Source organism: Serratia ficaria (genome assembly GCF_900187015.1).
Taxonomy (GTDB): Bacteria; Pseudomonadota; Gammaproteobacteria; order Enterobacterales; family Enterobacteriaceae; genus Serratia; species Serratia ficaria.
The window spans coordinates 3,908,982-3,924,951 of record NZ_LT906479.1; the positions used below are offsets into that span (position 1 = coordinate 3,908,982).

The window sequence follows — 15,970 nt, forward strand, 5'->3', positions numbered from 1 at the left end:
AACAAATGGCCGCATAAAGCCACTACTGTAAGGCCCATGGCGACAGAGCCGCGTTTAGCTCCAGGCCATGCCATCCATTACAGGAGAAAAAAATGATTGATCTAATCACCCACGGCGCCGAATGGTTTATCGGCCTGTTTCAGAAAGGCGGTGAAGTGTTTGTCGGCATGGTGACCGGAATTTTACCTTTGTTGATCAGCCTGTTGGTTATCATGAACGCGCTGATCAAATTTGTCGGCCAGGAACGTATTGAACGATTGGCGCAGCGCTGCGCGGGCAACCCGGTCTCGCGCTATCTGCTGCTGCCGCTGATCGGCACCTTTGTCTTCTGCAACCCGATGACCCTCAGCCTGGGGCGATTCATGCCGGAGAAATACAAGCCCAGCTACTACGCCGCGGCCTCTTACAGCTGCCACTCGATGAACGGTCTGTTTCCGCACATCAACCCCGGCGAGCTGTTCGTGTACCTCGGCATCGCCAGCGGCCTCACCACCCTCGGCCTGCCGCTCGGCCCGCTGGCGGTGAGCTATTTCCTGGTGGGTCTGTTCACCAACTTCTTCCGCGGCTGGATCACCGACCTCACCACCAGCCTGTTCGAACGCAAGATGGGCATCCGCCTGGATCGCCAGGTGCAACTTTAATCGTGGAGCGCAGCATGAGTGCTTATATCCGTATTGAAAAAGGCGCCAGCGGCTGGGGCGGCCCGTTAGAGCTGCCGATCGAGCCCGGCAAGAAAGTGGTGTACATCACCGCCGGCACCCGGCCTTCGATCGTCGATCGCCTCAGCGAATTGACCGGCTGGCCCGCCGTCGACGGTTTCAAGGAAGGCGAACCGCCGGCGGAAGAGATCGGCGTGGCGGTGATCGACTGCGGCGGCACCCTGCGCTGCGGCCTGTATCCGAAGCGCCGCATTCCGACGGTCAACATTCACGCCACCGGCCAGTCCGGCCCGCTGGCGCAGTTTATCCTCGAAGACATTTACGTTTCCGGCGTGCGCGACCACAACATCAGCCGGGTGGAAAGCGGCCCCGCGGCGGCCGCGCAGGCGGCGCCCAAGGCCCGCGAGTACGACGCCGGCAAGAAGATCACCGAACAGAGCGACGGCCTGCTGGCCAAGGTCGGCATGGGCATGGGCTCGGTGGTGGCGGTGTTCTTCCAGGCCGGGCGCGACACCATAGATACGGTGCTGAAGACCATTTTGCCGTTTATGGCGTTCGTCTCGGCCCTGATCGGCATCATCATGGCCTCCGGCCTCGGGGACTTTATCGCCCACGGCCTGACGCCGCTGGCCAACAGCCCGATCGGGCTGGTGACGCTGGCGCTGATCTGTTCATTTCCGCTGCTGTCGCCGTTCCTCGGCCCCGGCGCGGTGATCGCCCAGGTGATCGGCGTGCTGGTCGGGGTGCAGATCGGCCTCGGCCATATCCCGCCGCAGCTGGCGCTGCCCGCGCTGTTCGCCATCAACGCACAGGCGGCCTGCGACTTCATTCCGGTCGGTCTGTCGCTGGCGGAAGCCAAGCAGGACACCGTGCGGGTCGGCGTGCCTTCGGTGTTGGTCGGGCGCTTTCTGACCGGCGCGCCGACGGTGCTGCTGGCCTGGGCCGCTTCGGCCTTCATTTACCAATAAGTTGCCTTGCAGGGAGAACCTCATGCACACCATTTTCCACACCACCATCACGCAGATCGGCGACTGCGCCCGCGATGCGCTGCAGGACGACATGCTGATCACCTTCCGTGAAGGCGCGCCGGCGGACATCGAAGCGTTCTGCTTTATCCACCGGCACGGCGCGACCACCGGCGAACTGCAGGCCGGCGGCGTGATGGAGCTGGCGCAGCGGCGCTACGCCATCACCGCCGTCGGCAGCGTCGCCACCCAGAACCTGCGTGAGCTGGGGCACGTCACCGTGCGCTTCGACGGTGAAAGCCAGGCCGAATTTCCGGGTTCGATCCACGTATCCGGCCCAACGCCGGCCGATATTCCGGTCGGCAGCACGCTGTCATTTATCGCATAAGGAGTAGAGCATGTCTGAAGTAGCTGTAGTGATTGGCGGCGGCCAAACGTTAGGCGCATTTTTATCTCACGGCCTGGCGCAAGCGGGCTACCGCGTGGCGGTGGCCGATTTGAACGCCGACAACGCCCACCGGGTGGCGCAGCAGATTAACGACGAATACGGCGCCGGCAGCGCCTGCGGCTTCCAGGCCGACGCCACCGATGAACGGAGCGTGATTGCGCTGGCGGCGGCGGTCGACCGGCAGTTCGGCCAAACCCATTTGCTGGTGTACAGCGCCGGCATCGCCAAGGCGGCGCCGATCACCGACTTTTTGCTGGGCGACTTCGACCGCTCGCTGCAGGTCAACCTGGTGGGTTATTTCCTCTGCGCCCGCGAGTTTTCCCGCCTGATGATCCGCGACGGCATCGCCGGGCGCATCATTCAAATCAACTCCAAATCCGGCAAAGTGGGCAGCAAGCACAATGCCGGCTACAGCGCGGCCAAGTTCGGCGGCGTGGGGCTGACGCAGTCGCTGGCGCTCGATCTGGCGGATTACGGCATCACCGTGCATTCGCTGATGCTCGGTAACCTGTTGAAGTCGCCGATGTTCCAGTCGCTGCTGCCGCAGTACGCGCAAAAGCTGGGCATCGAGCCGGACCAGGTCGAGAAATACTACACCGACAAAGTGCCGCTGAAGCGCGGCTGCGACTACCAGGACGTGCTGAATACCCTGCTGTTCTACGCCAGCGACAAGGCGTCGTATTGCACCGGTCAATCGATCAACATCACCGGCGGCCAGATAATGTTCTGACGCCCGCACCGCCCCCCGCACCTCAACGGGGGGCTACGGAGGCTTTATGACTCAAGCATTGATTCTCTTCGCGGTGCTGGCCTGGCTGCTGCAAATCGCCCTCGGCTGGTGGCAGCTGCGGCGCTTCAACCGCGCCTTCGATCGCCTGTGCCGGCTCGGCGCCGTCGGCGTGGGGCGCTCCGGCGGCCGTTTCCGCCCGCGGGTGGTGCTGGCGCTGGCCTTCGACGCCGATCGCCGGGTATGCGGCAGCATGCTGATGCGCGGCCTGACCATCTTCGCCCGGCCGCAGCCGCTGGCGCATCTGCACGGCCTGCATCAGCGGGATTTGCGCCCGGATGTGATCTTCCCCGAGGATCGCGCATGCCGGTCTGCACTATCGTTAGCGATTGCACCCAAATCATGATATTTTCACATTAAAAGACATTACCTTTCATATTGAATTATTCGCTGAGGGGAAATGCTCAACTCTTGTGAACGGGAATCGCGATGAAACCAAAGCAGCGGCAGGCCGCTATCCTTGAATATCTGCAGCGGCATGGCAAAACGGCAGTGGACGCCCTGGCCGAGCATTTCTCCACCACCGGCACCACCATTCGCAAGGACCTCACCCTGCTGGAAGACGAAGGTGAAGTGATCCGCACCTACGGCGGCGTGGTGCTCAGCCGCGACGACGGCGACCAGCCGATCGACCGAAAAACCCACATCAATACCGAAAAGAAACGCCAGATCGCCTATGCCGCCATCAAACTGATCGACGACGGCGATTCGCTGATCTTCGACGCCGGCAGCACGGTGCTGCAGATGGTGCCGCATCTGGCGCAGTTCAATAACATCACGGTGATGACCAACAGCCTGACCATCGTCAATGCGCTGGTGGAGCTGGATAACGATCAGACTATCCTGATGCCCGGCGGCACCTACCGCAAAAAATCGGCGTCGTTCCACGGCAGCCTGGCGGAGTCGGCCTTCCAGCAGTTCAGCTTCGACAAGCTGTTCATCGGCGCGGACGGCGTCGACCTCAACGCCGGCGTCACCACCTTCAACGAGGTGCACAACGTCAGCAAGGCGATGTGCGAGGCCGCCGGGCGCATTGTTTTGCTGGTGGATTCGTCGAAGTTCGGCCGCAAAAGCCCGAACGTGGTGTGCGATTTGGGCGCCGTCGACACGCTGATCACCGATAAAGACATCAATCCGGACTATCTCGCCGCATTGCAGGCAAAAGGCATCAATATCATTCTGGTAGGAGACCCCGATGAGTAACGCGAACGCCCTGATCACCTTCGCCCGCGAAACGCTGGAAATCGAGCTGACCGAAGCGCAGCGCCTGCTGGCGCGGCTGGACGACAACTTCGTCTGCGCCTGCGAACTGCTGCTGAACTGCCGCGGCAAGGCGGTGATTTCCGGCATCGGCAAATCCGGCCACATCGGCAAGAAGATCGCCGCTTCGCTGGCCAGCACCGGCACCCCGTCGTTCTTCGTTCACCCGGCGGAGGCGCTGCACGGCGATCTCGGCATGATCGGCGCCGACGATGTGGTGGTGTTTATCTCTTACTCCGGCCGCGCCAAAGAGCTGGATCTGATCCTGCCGCTGTTGGCGGAAAACGGCATTCCGGTGATCGCCATCACCGGCGGCAAAGAGTCGCCGCTGGCGCAGGGCGCAGCCTGCGTGCTGGACATCAGCGTGGAGCGCGAAGCCTGCCCGATGGGGCTGGCGCCCACCTCCAGCGCGGTGAATACCCTGATGATGGGCGACGCGCTGGCGATGGCGTTGATGCGCCAACGCGGTTTCAACGCCGAGGACTTTGCCCGCTCGCACCCGGGCGGCAGCCTGGGCGCACGCCTGCTGAACCGGGTGCATCACCTGATGCGCACCGGCGATCGCCTGCCGAAGGTCAGCGAAAGCGCCAACGTGATGGAGGCGATGCTGGAACTGAGCCGCACCGGGCTGGGGCTGGTGGCGGTATGTGATGCGCAGCGGAAGGTGGTGGGGGTATTTACCGACGGCGACCTGCGCCGCTGGCTGGTGAAGGGCAACAGCCTGCAGGATGCGCTGAGCCCGGCGATCACCCGCCCCGGCTACCGGCTGCCGGAACAGTGGCGCGCCGGCGAAGCGCTGGAGGCCCTGCACGAACAGCATATCAGCGCCGCGCCGGTGGTCGACCTGGAGGGCGTGCTGGTGGGCGCCATCAACCTGCACGATCTGCATCAGGCCGGCATCGGCTGACTCCCGGGCATGGGGCGCGGCGAACCGCGCCCCTGCGGGGTTACTTCCAGTCGGGATTATCCTCGAACTGTTTCTTCAGCAACGCCTTGATGTCATCGTTCGGCTTGCCGAGCCACTGATAGCGGGCGTATTTCTTCGGATGATCGATAGCCTCTGGCCGGTTTTCCACCTCGACGCGCACGCCCCAGGCCTGCGATTTGTCCTCTTTGAACGCCACGATCAAAAAGTTGTTGGCGCAGTCATGCGGCTTGCACAGGTTGCCCACCAGATAGTTCTGCCCCTGCCAGCTCAGGCTCTGCGCCGGCGTCGAGGTGCCGATGCCCTTGCGCGCCCAACCCGGCAGCCTGGCCTGCCCCTTCATCATATTCTGCCAGCTGGTTTGATAACCCGGCTGCTGGATCACGTCCGAGGTGGTGACGATCTGCTGGGCGAAGCCGCCCGCGCTGAAGCTGAGTAACGCGCCGAAAACGGCGCTGCGGAGTGCACGTTGTCCTGTCATGGCCCTTCTCCCTTGTTGAGTCCGATCACGCCCGGCGGCGGCCGGGCCTGGATCCAGTCAGACCACAACGACGGCGAAAAGTTGGATCACCACCAGGCGTGGAAATGATGCACCGGCCCGATGCCGTGCCCCACTTCCAGCGTATCCGCCTGCTGCAGCGCCTTTTGCAGATAGTCCTTGGCGGCGGCGACGGTCGCCGCCCAGTCATCGTGACGCGGGCGCAGCGCGGCCAACGCCGCCGACAGCGTGCAGCCGGTACCGTGCGTATGGCGAGTGGCGACGCGCGGCGCGGTAAAGCGTTGCTCCTGCCCGGCGGCAAACAGCCAGTCCGGGCTTTCGCTTTCGCTCAGGTGGCCGCCCTTCATCAGCACCGCCTGGCAGCCCATCGCCAGCAGCGCCCGCCCCTGCTCGCGCATCTGCCGCTCGTTTTCCGCCGGGGCGCACTCCAGCAACGCCGCCGCTTCAGGCAGGTTCGGCGTGATGATCGACACCAACGGCAGCAGCTCGCGACGGATCGAGTCCACCGCCTCCGGCGCCAGCAGCGGATCGCCGCTTTTCGCCAGCATCACGGTATCCAGCACCACAAACGCCGGCCGATAATGGCGCAGCCGCTCGGCCACCGCCTGCACGATCGCCGCGTTGGCCAACATGCCAATTTTGGCGCTGTCGATGCGCAGGTCGCTGAACACCGAATCCAGCTGGGCGGCAACGAACGCCGGTTCAATCTGGTAAACCGACTGCACGCCGCGGGTATTTTGCGCCACCAGCGCGGTGATCGCCGAGGCGCCGTACGCGCCCAGCGCCGAGAAGGTTTTCAGATCGGCCTGAATGCCGGCGCCGCCGCTGGGATCGGTGCCGGCGATGGTCAAAGCGTTGATGCGTTTCATTGCAGCTCCTCCGCGCGCAGGCGGTACAGCGCGTCGAGAAACGCCGGGGTAAAGCTGCCCGGCCCGGCGGCAGCGGCGGCAGCCAGGCCGCCGCAGTGCGCCATCACCCGGCAGGCGGTGGCGACGTTATCCAGCCGCTCGCCCGGCAGGCAGCAAAAGGCGGCAACCACCGCCGACAGCGCGCAGCCGGTACCCACCACCCGCGTCATCAGCGCATCGCCGCCGGCGACCGCCCACTCGCGCCGGCCGTCGGTAACGTAATCCACCGCGCCGGTCACCGCCACTATTGCGCCGCTGCTGCGCGCCAGCTCGCGTGCGGCGGGCAATGCGGCCAACGAATCGTCGGCGCTGTCCACCCCGCGGCCACTGGCCTGCAGGCCGCCGAGCGCCATGATCTCGGACGCGTTGCCCCTGATCGCCGCCGGTTTCTCATCCAGCAACCGTTTGGCGAACGCGGTGCGATAGGCCAGCCCGCCGACCGCCACCGGATCCAGCGCCCAGGGGGTACCCGCCCGGTTGGCGGCCGCCACCGCCGCCAGCATAGATTCGGCGCGCGGCGCATTGAGGGTGCCGATATTGATCAGCAAAGCGTCGGCCACTGCGCTGAACTGCGCCGCTTCGCTCGGCTCCACCACCATCGCCGGCGAAGCGCCGAGCGCCAGCAAGACGTTGGCCGTGAGCGATTGCACCACCTCGTTGGTCAGGCAGTGGATCAGCGGGGGTCGCTGTTTGAATTGGGTCAGACAGGCCGCGGCGCGGGCGCCGGGTAAAGCATCAGGTCGAGCGAGCATATTCCTCCCAACCGGCGTTCAAGAAGGCGGGTACCGGTTGGGCACCGAGACTTCCCTACGCTGGCATAATCCAGATCAGGTAATACGGGTAAAATCTCAGCCCTAACGGGCACCCCGAGTCAAGAACGCCATTATTGGGCTTGCCGCCGACGAGGTCAATCGCGCTATAGTAGTGGCAAAAAAAACAACCAGGAGACGCCATGCAAACAAGACCCTACCGGGAAGCCGATCGCCCGTTCCTGCGCACCCTGTACCTGGCGTCGCGCAAGGCGGCGTTTCCGTGGCGCAATACCGACGGTTACCGGCTGGAGGATTTCGATCGTGCGACGCTGGGCGAAGACATTTGGGTGGCGGAGGAGGACGGCAAGCTGCTGGGGTTCGTGTCGATTTACCGCGCCGACAACTTCATCCATAACCTGTATGTCGATCCCCTTTTGCCGCCGCGCGGCGTCGGCAGCGCCCTGCTGCAGGCGGCGGAGCGCACCTTCACCGCCACCGGCGCATTGAAATGCCTGGTGAAAAACGAAAAGGCGCTGACGTTCTATCGCAAGCACGGCTGGCGCATCATCTCGACCGGCAACGACGGCGACGAAGACTACTATCTGCTGCACTCTCCGGCCAAATAAGGGCGCCCCCGTTATGCGCGCCCGGGCATAAAACGCAGCGTCAGCCGCCAGAACAGCAGCGCGCTCAGGCTGACGCCGGCCCCCAGCCAGCACACGCCGCTCCAGCCGGCCCAGGCGTAGACGTGGGTGCTGGCGAAGGCACCCAACCCGCTGCCGACGGCGTAAAACAACATGTAACACCCCACCAGCCGGCTGTGAGACTGCGGATGGGCGCTGAAAATCATGCTCTGGTTCAGCACGTGGATCGCCTGCCCGGCCAGATCCAACAGTACGATGCCCGCCACCAGCCACGCCAGGCCGTGGTTCAACATGCCGAGCGGCAGCCAGGCCAGCGCCAACAGCAGCAGGCACACGCCGCTGGCCAGCTGCCCCAGCCCGCGGTCGGCAAGCTGCCCGGCGCGCATCGCCGCCAGCGCCCCTACCGCCCCCACCAGCCCGAACGCGCCCACCATCGAATGAGAAAAATTAAACGGCGGCCGGCTGAGCGGCAACACCAGCGCGCTCCAGAAAATGCTGAACGTGCCGAACATCAGCAGCGCCAGCATGCCGCGAATCTGCAGCGTGCGATCGCGCAGCAACAGCGTCAGCATCGAGCGCAGCAAGGCCGGATAGCCGAGCGTCGAAGGTGCCAGCTGCGGCGCGGGCAACAGGCGCGCCAGGATCGGCAACAGAACCAGCGTCACCCCGGCGGAGAAAAAGTACACCGTGCGCCAACCGCCGAGATCCGCCAGCGCGCCGGAAAGCGTGCGCGCCAGCAACAGCCCCAGCACCACGCCGCCCTGTGCGGCGCCGACCACCCGCCCGCGCTCATGCGGCGCCGCCAGCGTGGCGGCAAAGGCGATCAGCCCCTGGGTCATCGCGGTGCCCAGCAGCCCCACCAACAGCATCCCCGCCAGCAGCAGCACGCTGCCGTGCGACCAACCCACCGCCAGCAAGGCGGCAATCAACAGCAGCTGCTGGGCGGCCAACAGCCGGTGCCGATTAACCCGATCTCCCAGCGGCACCACCAGCAACAACGCCAGCGCGCAGCCGAGCTGGGTGGCGGCGATCACCATGCCCACCGCCGCCAGGCTGATGTTGAAATCCTCGGCAATGGCGTCCAGCAGCGGTTGGGCATAGTAGACGTTCGCCACGCTGAAGGCGCTGGCGCCGGCCAGCAGCAACACCAGCGAAGCAGGCAGCCGGTTTAACGCGGTACAGCCGGGCTCCAACGATTTATCGCTCATCGTTCGCTCCATTTTGGTTTCATTATTAAACCTAATGAACTTTACGCGCGGAGGTTTTATAATGCAACCAGATCTCGCTGCAGGAGTGGAAAGCCATGAAACGTAAAAGCCTGGAAGACGCGCAGTGCCCGGTGGCGCGCACGCTGGATGTGATTGGCGACTGGTGGTCGCTGCTGATTGTGCGCGACGCCTTCGACGGCGTGCGCCGCTTCAGCGAATTTCAGAAAGGGCTGGGGATGGCCAAGAACATTCTCTCTACCCGGCTGCGTACCCTGGTGGCGCACGGGGTGCTGGAGACGGTCCCGGCTTCGGATGGCAGCGCCTACCAGGAATATGCGCTGACGGCGAAAGGCCGCGCGCTGTTCCCGGTGATCGTCGGCCTGCGCCAGTGGGGGGAAGATTATCTGTTCAGTGAAGGAGAAACGCATTCAACGCTGGTGGAAACCGACGGCGGCCGGCCGATCCCGCGCATGACGCCGACCGGCAGCGGCGGGCAGCCCCTCACCCCGCTCAATACCCGGGTGGTGAAGGTGGGAGAGGCTTAACGGATGGCATATTGGCGCTGTTCGTTTTATAATCAGCCCAATTACACGCATTGGTACAGGGGTTTAGATGCGCACTAATACACCAGACGGATCGATAAGAAAATCGGTCAATGTATCCCTGCCGCAAGAGCTGTTAGAGCAGGCGCGGCGACATAACTTGAATATTTCTGCAGTGCTGACAGAAGCGCTGACCGAAAAACTCCGGCAAACCAGCCGCGAAGAGTGGCAGGAGCAGAACAAAGCATCTATCGAAGCGGTGAACGCCTTCACTGACGAACACGGCTCATTCACGGATTACCAAAAGGCATTCTGATGGAACAGTTCCACGCTTATGAAAATAAGGGTGCAGGCCATGAAATTTACCCTTACCTCATTAATCTGCAGCACCCGCTGGCCAACATTTTAAAACATGTATTGGTTGCTCCACTGGTAAAACTCGACGACCTCGGCCATCCCCCTCCGGCCAAGATTTGCCCTATCGTCGACATCGCCGGTGAACCCTACATTGCCATGACGCACATGATGGCCGGCATCGACAACAAAGAGCTGGGTGAACCGGTTGCGGACCTCACCGCGCAACGCTATCTGCTGAGCGGCGCCGTCGATTTTTTGATGAATGGCTATTAAATATACTCGATAAATTTGAATGCGAAGAAGGTAAAGGAATTAACTTAATTACAGAAATGATAAATTTAATAACGCCCCTGATATAATATTGATTATCAATGCAAGAAAAGAACATCCCCAGTTCGCTTCGCAATCCCCTGCGGGTCAGGTATAAAACCATGCCGACTCACTCATCCATTCTCCTCAACAAGTACATCAGCGACAGCGGTATCTGTTACCACCCCATGCCGATCGTCATATCAAACAGCGCTGCATGACGCCGACCGGCAGCGGCGGGCAACCCTTCACCCCGCTCAATACCCGGGTGGTGAAGGTGGGTGAAGTTTAACGGAGAGTATGAAGCGCCGGCTTCCCCAGCGGATTAAGAACCATTCCAGGCATCCGAGCAACAGATAACATCCACCAAAAACGACAGTTGCAAACCATTCCACATCACCAACGTGGAAAAATTCACTGGCGTCTATCAGCCATGAAGTTTGCCGAGGAGTAAACCATGGAATAGGAAAAAGCTTTATCGTCAAGACGGCCAATATGACGATGGCCATCACATTAGCGAGAAACAGCGCAGATTTTTTCATAACCTTTAATCTCAATAGTGCCATAAGCCCGTAGTCTGGTACCGGGAACTTTTACCGTTTTGGCTTTCAACAGCGCGGCTCGCAATCGACTGAATTCGTTCTGGGAATAGAAGGTTATACACCCTTCTGATAACCCCAGAGGACCGATAGGATGCAACCTGAACTGCCCGCGCATAACGCCGTTAATCCACGTTCTATCGTTAATTGTTCCATCGTCACGGTATAAAGCAAACCAGATATTGTGATCCACGTTAGTTACAAGGTCCTTAAATAGGGTCATCGCCTGCGACTTTAAGCCACCGGAGGGCCTATCTACAATCCAATAGGTACCGGCAGGGATAGCTCCGTTATTGGGAACATCTGTGCAACCAGGCTGGTTTGTATAGTGCTTGTTGCCAGAAAAAACGGAAAACATACCGACCCCCTGGCACAACAATGTGTTTATCTTGTTCCCATTATGAACTAAAAAACAGTTAAGCATTTCATCCCCATCCTTTGGTTGAATTTTGATAATACCCGGCCAAAAGGATTTGATCTATCATATTGATTTAATGAATATTAATTACAGGGCGTAATAATAAAGACAATAATAGCGACCAAATCTATATCGATGGGGAAAATCTATGCTCTAGCGCCAGTATTTGCTTTCGAACAGCCTTCGCAATCCCCTGCGGGTCAGGTATAGTCCGCGTTTTACGGGGAAACCATGCCGACTCACTCATCCATTCGCCTCAACAAGTACATCAGCGACAGCGGTATCTGTTCCCGCCGCCATGCCGATCGCCACATCAAGCAGGGCAACGTGCTGATCAACGGCAGGCCGGCCGCCGTGGGCGCACAGGTGTTTGTCGGGGATATCGTGCAAGTGAACGGCCAGCCGATCGCGCCGCGCGCGGCGGAGGAGCTGGTGCTGATCGCACTGAACAAGCCGGTTGGCATCCTCACCAGCATGGGCAAGCACGAGCGGGATAACATCGGCGATCTGGTTAACCACAGCCAACGCATTTTCCCCGTTGGCCGGCTGGATAAGGCCTCTCAGGGGCTGATTTTCCTGACCAACCGCGGCGAACTGGTCAACAAGATCCTGCGCGCCGGCAATAATCACGAGAAAGAGTATCTGGTTACCGTCAACAAGCCGCTGACCGATGAATTTATTCAGGGCATGGGCGTGGGCGTGCCGATACTGGGCAAGGTGACCCAGAAATGCCGGGTGGAGCAAGCGTCCCCGCAGGTGTTTCGCATCATCCTGGTGCAGGGGCTTAACCGCCAAATCCGCCGCATGTGCAAATACTTTGGCTATGAAGTCACCCGGCTTGAGCGGGTGCGCATTATGAATATTGAGCTGGCGGGGTTGCCATTGGGCGAGTGGCGAGATTTGACCGATGATGAGCGAATCACGTTATTTACGCTGTTGGAGCACTCCACGTCGGAAGCAGAGATATCGCCAGGCGCCAACCGCCTGTCGCCCAGCGATATCCCGATATAACTACGCCTCAGACAATCAGAACGACCAGCGGATATTGGCGTTGATCGAATTAACGCGAGTGTCGGAACCGTATTGCCCCTGGTAGCCGATATCCAGCGCGCTGGAACGCGACAGTTTCACGCTCACCCCGACATCCGCCACCATCAGGTTGTCATCCACGGCCTGCCCCTGCGTGATGAAGGCGTCGCTGCCGGCAAATGCCATGCGCGATGAGGTCGTCTTATCGCCGTAGGCATGCTGCCAGCCCAGCGAGCCGTAAAGGCTGACGTTTTTCGGCAGATCTTTCGTACCGCGCACGCCCAGGGTCGAATAGAAGGTATTCATCGTTTCATTGCGGACGCTCAGCGCGGCGGCGCCGCCTTTTTCCTGGAAGCTATCGGTATGCAGGCGGATGTAGCTCAGGTTAACGAAGGGTTCAACGTTGGCGTCCGGCTGCCCAAAACGGTAGCCCGCTTCGGTGAATGCCAGCAGCGAGTCGGCGTCATAGTCCGCCTTGAGCCGGTCAGAGAAATTGCTGAAGTTAACGCTGCGCTCATTCTCGAGCCGGTGCCAGGTGTAACCCAGCGCACCGCGCAAGGAGAAGGCATCCCGCTGCCCTGCGGCATACAGGCCAAGGTGGTAATTATCGCTGTCGGACTTGGAGCTGCGGCTATCGATATCGTAGTCGCCGCGGCTGTACCCCATATATCCCCCAACGCGAACGCTGTGGTCGGCTAATTTGCGATCCGCCCCAATCAGGAAACCGCGCGTGTTGCCGTCCAGCTTGCCCACGTTGTCGTTGCCGCTGTTTCTTACCCAAGAGCCGAAGGTCTGCCCCCAGACGCCATTATTTTCAGCCTGGGCGGGCTGAACCAGCGTCATCGCCAGCGGTGGAACGGGCAGTGAATCATTGTCGAAGGCGCGCAGCATGCGCTGATTCAGCACGCTGAACAGCTGGGTGCTGCCGGCGATCAGGTTGGACTGTATGGACGGATAAACTTCGCCCGACAGCTGATTGAACGCCTCGCGCGCTTGCGGCGCGCTCAGCAGCAATACGGAGTTATACAGCGCCAATGAGGGGCCGCTCTGCGCCAGCGTTGAGAGCGCGCCGGCGGTATTCCACTGGTTGCCGGTTTGCGCCACCGTTTGGAAAATGCCGGGCTTACCCTCGCCCGGGTTCTCGCCGCCCGGATTCTCGCCGCCCGGATTCTCGCCGCCCGGGTTCTCGCCACCCGGATTCTCGCCGCCCGGGTTCTCGCCGCCCGGGTTCTCGCCACCCGGATTCTCGCCGCCTTTTTGCGCGATCGTCAGGTCCACGGCGTTGGCGTTGTGCTTGAGCGCCACGTCCAGGAAGGCAGATTTTGAAACGGCCTCGGCGAACTGGCCGTCAATTCCGCCGTCCGAGGTCAAAATGCGGTAGCTTTGGCCGGTTTTATAGCTGGTTTGCGGATCCAGCGCGGTGACCTGCACCTTGGCCTGCTCGCTGATGGTGGTTTTACCCGCAACGACCAGTTTATCGCTGCCGCCGTCGCCGGCGATATCAACGTCGTAGAAGGATTCACCGATAAAGTTCAGATAGCGTTTCAGCGTCAGCGTACCGATATTGCCGTCGCCGGGGGAAATATGGCCGCCGGACTGGATCTCGGTCTGGCCCAGGGTGCCGTTGCCGCCCAGCGTGCCGCCGGATTTGATCGACGCGGCGCTGCTGTAGCCCTGCCCGTTGTTCACGTCAGAACCGGCGGTGGCGTTGAGGATCAACGTGCCGCCATTCTCGGCGCTCAGCGTTTGAATATCGAAAGGGCTGTCTTCTTGCTGCGTATTGATATCGCTGGCGACGATGATTTTGCCGCCGCGGGCGGTCACGTTGGCCTTGAGGCGGGACAGGTCGCCGTTCAGCGTCGTCTGCCCTGAGGCGTTGATGACATCGCCTTCGCCGCTCATCTTGTTGCCGAACACGTAGTCGCCGGCGGTGTGGTTAAAGTACACATAGCTGCCGAACAACCCGCCCCGCAGATTGATCGCCGTTTGGGCGTCGATGCTGCCCGCCCCGCCCGCCGCGCCGAGCGTCGGCTCAGTCAGGCCGGTGCCGGTATCCATATTGCCGCGGCTGCCGATGATCAGCGCGCCGCGGTTCGAGCCGGAGCCGGTGTCGCCCAGCCGCAGCTCATTGGCGCCGGCGGAAAATACGCCGCCGTCCGCCACCGACAGTACGCCGTTGCCGTAGTCGCCGACGTTGACGCTGCTGCCGCTGGTAACGCGCGAGCCGTCGCCCGCGATGTAGAGCTCGGCGGTTTTACGCGCGCCTGAGACGCCCGCCACCTCGATGCTGCCGACGTTGACCGCGCCGCCGTTCAGCACGTCAAGATCGCCGTACAGCGTGAGCGCGCGGCCGACATGCCACTGCGAGTTCGCCCCCGTCACCGTGGCTTTCGGGCTTAGCTTATCGGTCTCGCCGGGCCCGGAACCGTTGCCGATGCGCGCATCGAACGCGGTATTCAGCACCGCGCCGTCTTCGATCGACAGCGTAGAGCGGGCCCCCAGATCGGTGCCGACGCTGAGAAAATTGCTGACGACTCTGGAACCGGCGCCCGTCGCGACAAGATGGCTGTCGTAGCCGCGGTTGGCGCCGACCACGATCTCTTTCGCGCTGGCCAGCGCCCCTGCTTCAACCCGCAACGTACCCAGGCCCAGATTTAAACCGCCGCGCAGAACATATTGATCGTTGACGGCGCTCAATACCGCATTAGGCCCCCTGACCGTCACCAGGCTTTCATAAATCAGACCGTCATGCCGGGTACCGATATTGATGTTGTAGCCATTAACTTCGCCATTATCGATCAACAGATCCCCGCTTTGATTGCGGCCGACATAAACCGTACCGGCGTAACTCAGGGGTGCGGTAACACGGGATTCGCCATCAAAAATAGCATCATCGGCGCGCGCCATGTCGGCGGGCCCAATAAATATTAACGGCGCGGAAAAAAGTGCGAGGTAAATTTTGGAAAGCGGTCTTCTTACCGCTAAGTTATGCGATGTTTGATCTTTCATGTTCTATCTCCGGCCCAATTATTTTGGTGCCATCAAAGTTATTATTTATATGAAAAACCCAATGCATGAAGGATGCGTAGCGCGATAAGCGCGGGTGCGGACTGATTGTCATCGAGACGCTAGCTGATTGCCCCCCAGCGCTAACGCCCCGACGCCAAAAATTATCGGAACTGCGGTTCGGCCCTGACTGCCACCCCGGCTCGCGCCTGAGGCGGGTTATTTATGCGTGACGACCGGCGTGCAGGTTGGCGCGCTCAGCGACGGCGCCGAGCCCAGGATCCCCGGCATCATCAACGAGGAGCAGTCGAAGATGCGGCCTTTCTCGGTGGTGGCGCGGTAAGAAAGTTTTTGCCCGCCCAACGCATCGGGCTGAGCGCCGTTAACATTGGTCACGGTAATTTCATCCGATGATCCCAGGCCCAGCATTTTGGCGGTTTCAGCCTGCAGCAACGGAATGGCCTGATCGGTTTTCAATGTCGAACAGCCGGCGACCAGAAGTGTGATACTTAAAGCGATAAGTGGTTTTCTCATAAATTGTCCTTTGTAACCAAACAGTTCAGAATACCGAATGGCTTTATGTTTTCTCTTATCAAAATCCTCGCATAATATATTTCCCTTTCCTAAACAAAAAAACCCTCCTAAAGTAGGGAGG

20 protein-coding genes and 1 riboswitch are annotated in these 15,970 nt (G+C 61.0%); of the genes, 12 read left to right on the forward strand and 8 right to left on the reverse strand.

Annotation, left to right across the window (positions count from 1 at the left end; all coding sequences use genetic code 11):
* The first annotated feature begins 92 nt into the window (after positions 1-92).
* The 7 genes from srlA (at position 93) to gutQ (ending at position 5,026) form a co-directional block, all read left to right on the forward strand.
* On the forward strand, positions 93-641 hold the full coding sequence (gene srlA / locus CKW09_RS18440) for a PTS glucitol/sorbitol transporter subunit IIC (protein WP_095098733.1): 549 nt from the start codon (positions 93-95) through the stop codon (positions 639-641).
* A 14-nt stretch (positions 642-655) separates the two neighbouring features.
* On the forward strand, positions 656-1,627 hold the full coding sequence (gene srlE, locus CKW09_RS18445; protein WP_095098736.1) for a PTS glucitol/sorbitol transporter subunit IIB: 972 nt from the start codon (positions 656-658) through the stop codon (positions 1,625-1,627).
* A gap of 22 nt (positions 1,628-1,649) precedes the next feature.
* On the forward strand, positions 1,650-2,012 hold the full coding sequence (gene srlB / locus CKW09_RS18450; protein WP_061796544.1) for a PTS glucitol/sorbitol transporter subunit IIA: 363 nt from the start codon (positions 1,650-1,652) through the stop codon (positions 2,010-2,012).
* Between the two features lie 10 nt (positions 2,013-2,022).
* Positions 2,023-2,802, forward strand: a complete 780-nt coding sequence (srlD, locus tag CKW09_RS18455; RefSeq protein WP_095098739.1) for a sorbitol-6-phosphate dehydrogenase — start codon at positions 2,023-2,025, stop codon at positions 2,800-2,802.
* 46 nt (positions 2,803-2,848) lie between these two features.
* Positions 2,849-3,205: a transcriptional regulator GutM gene (gutM, locus tag CKW09_RS18460; RefSeq protein WP_095098742.1), complete on the forward strand. Its 357-nt coding sequence runs from the start codon at positions 2,849-2,851 to the stop codon at positions 3,203-3,205.
* An 83-nt stretch (positions 3,206-3,288) separates the two neighbouring features.
* On the forward strand, positions 3,289-4,062 hold the full coding sequence (srlR, locus tag CKW09_RS18465) for a glucitol operon DNA-binding transcriptional repressor SrlR (RefSeq protein ID WP_061796540.1): 774 nt from the start codon (positions 3,289-3,291) through the stop codon (positions 4,060-4,062).
* On the forward strand, positions 4,055-5,026 hold the full coding sequence (gene gutQ / locus CKW09_RS18470; protein ID WP_095098745.1) for an arabinose-5-phosphate isomerase GutQ: 972 nt from the start codon (positions 4,055-4,057) through the stop codon (positions 5,024-5,026). The genes srlR and gutQ overlap by 8 nt, the downstream gene beginning before the upstream one ends.
* Positions 5,027-5,066: 40 nt before the next feature.
* Here the strand turns inward: gutQ and CKW09_RS18475 are convergent, their stop codons facing one another.
* The 3 genes from CKW09_RS18475 to thiM all read right to left on the reverse strand — a co-directional run bounded on the left by CKW09_RS18475 (position 5,067) and on the right by thiM (position 7,203).
* Positions 5,067-5,525: an inhibitor of vertebrate lysozyme family protein gene (locus tag CKW09_RS18475; protein WP_095098748.1), complete on the reverse strand. Its 459-nt coding sequence runs from the start codon at positions 5,523-5,525 to the stop codon at positions 5,067-5,069.
* A gap of 86 nt (positions 5,526-5,611) precedes the next feature.
* Positions 5,612-6,412, reverse strand: coding sequence for a bifunctional hydroxymethylpyrimidine kinase/phosphomethylpyrimidine kinase (gene thiD, locus CKW09_RS18480; protein WP_095098751.1), 801 nt, complete (start codon positions 6,410-6,412; stop codon positions 5,612-5,614).
* Positions 6,409-7,203, reverse strand: coding sequence for a hydroxyethylthiazole kinase (thiM, locus tag CKW09_RS18485; protein WP_095098754.1), 795 nt, complete (start codon positions 7,201-7,203; stop codon positions 6,409-6,411). Before thiM ends, thiD begins: the two co-directional genes overlap by 4 nt.
* Positions 7,204-7,238: 35 nt before the next feature.
* Positions 7,239-7,330, reverse strand: a riboswitch (TPP riboswitch).
* Between the two features lie 73 nt (positions 7,331-7,403).
* Between thiM and CKW09_RS18490 the strand changes: the two genes are divergently transcribed.
* Entirely contained in the window at positions 7,404-7,829 is a 426-nt protein-coding gene (locus CKW09_RS18490) for a GNAT family N-acetyltransferase (RefSeq protein ID WP_095098757.1), read from the forward strand.
* A gap of 11 nt (positions 7,830-7,840) precedes the next feature.
* Here the strand turns inward: CKW09_RS18490 and CKW09_RS18495 are convergent, their stop codons facing one another.
* On the reverse strand, positions 7,841-9,055 hold the full coding sequence (locus tag CKW09_RS18495) for an MFS transporter (RefSeq protein ID WP_095098764.1): 1,215 nt from the start codon (positions 9,053-9,055) through the stop codon (positions 7,841-7,843).
* Between the two features lie 95 nt (positions 9,056-9,150).
* Here CKW09_RS18495 and CKW09_RS18500 point away from each other — a divergent pair, with 95 nt between their 5' ends.
* From CKW09_RS18500 to CKW09_RS18510, 3 genes are all read left to right on the forward strand, one after another.
* On the forward strand, positions 9,151-9,600 hold the full coding sequence (locus tag CKW09_RS18500; protein WP_095098773.1) for a winged helix-turn-helix transcriptional regulator: 450 nt from the start codon (positions 9,151-9,153) through the stop codon (positions 9,598-9,600).
* A gap of 67 nt (positions 9,601-9,667) precedes the next feature.
* Complete coding sequence (locus CKW09_RS18505; protein ID WP_061800779.1) at positions 9,668-9,913, forward strand: type II toxin-antitoxin system CcdA family antitoxin; 246 nt, start codon at positions 9,668-9,670, stop codon at positions 9,911-9,913.
* Positions 9,913-10,227 carry a CcdB family protein gene (locus tag CKW09_RS18510; protein ID WP_061800777.1) on the forward strand — a complete coding sequence of 105 codons (315 nt, stop codon included), beginning with the start codon at positions 9,913-9,915 and terminating at the stop codon, positions 10,225-10,227. Before CKW09_RS18505 ends, CKW09_RS18510 begins: the two co-directional genes overlap by 1 nt.
* 293 nt (positions 10,228-10,520) lie before the next feature.
* On the opposite strand, the gene CKW09_RS25005 is transcribed toward CKW09_RS18510, so the two are convergent.
* Both CKW09_RS25005 and CKW09_RS18520 read right to left on the reverse strand, forming a co-directional pair.
* The gene (locus tag CKW09_RS25005; protein ID WP_095098782.1) at positions 10,521-10,829 is read right to left on the reverse strand and encodes a DUF1158 family protein; all 309 of its coding nucleotides are present in this window, start codon (positions 10,827-10,829) and stop codon (positions 10,521-10,523) included.
* Entirely contained in the window at positions 10,777-11,220 is a 444-nt protein-coding gene (locus tag CKW09_RS18520; protein ID WP_231922086.1) for a DUF2778 domain-containing protein, read from the reverse strand. The genes CKW09_RS25005 and CKW09_RS18520 overlap by 53 nt, the downstream gene beginning before the upstream one ends.
* Positions 11,221-11,511: 291 nt before the next feature.
* On the opposite strand from CKW09_RS18520, the gene rluF reads away from it, so the two are divergent.
* Positions 11,512-12,291: a 23S rRNA pseudouridine(2604) synthase RluF gene (gene rluF / locus CKW09_RS18525; RefSeq protein ID WP_095098791.1), complete on the forward strand. Its 780-nt coding sequence runs from the start codon at positions 11,512-11,514 to the stop codon at positions 12,289-12,291.
* Between the two features lie 15 nt (positions 12,292-12,306).
* Here rluF and CKW09_RS18530 read toward each other — a convergent pair whose 3' ends face one another.
* Together CKW09_RS18530 and CKW09_RS18535 are read right to left on the reverse strand one after the other, a co-directional pair.
* Positions 12,307-15,318: an autotransporter outer membrane beta-barrel domain-containing protein gene (locus CKW09_RS18530; protein WP_095098802.1), complete on the reverse strand. Its 3,012-nt coding sequence runs from the start codon at positions 15,316-15,318 to the stop codon at positions 12,307-12,309.
* Between the two features lie 216 nt (positions 15,319-15,534).
* Positions 15,535-15,849 (reverse strand): lipoprotein, encoded by a 315-nt coding sequence (locus CKW09_RS18535; protein ID WP_061796517.1) that lies wholly within the window; start codon positions 15,847-15,849, stop codon positions 15,535-15,537.
* Between the last annotated feature and the right edge of the window lie 121 nt (positions 15,850-15,970).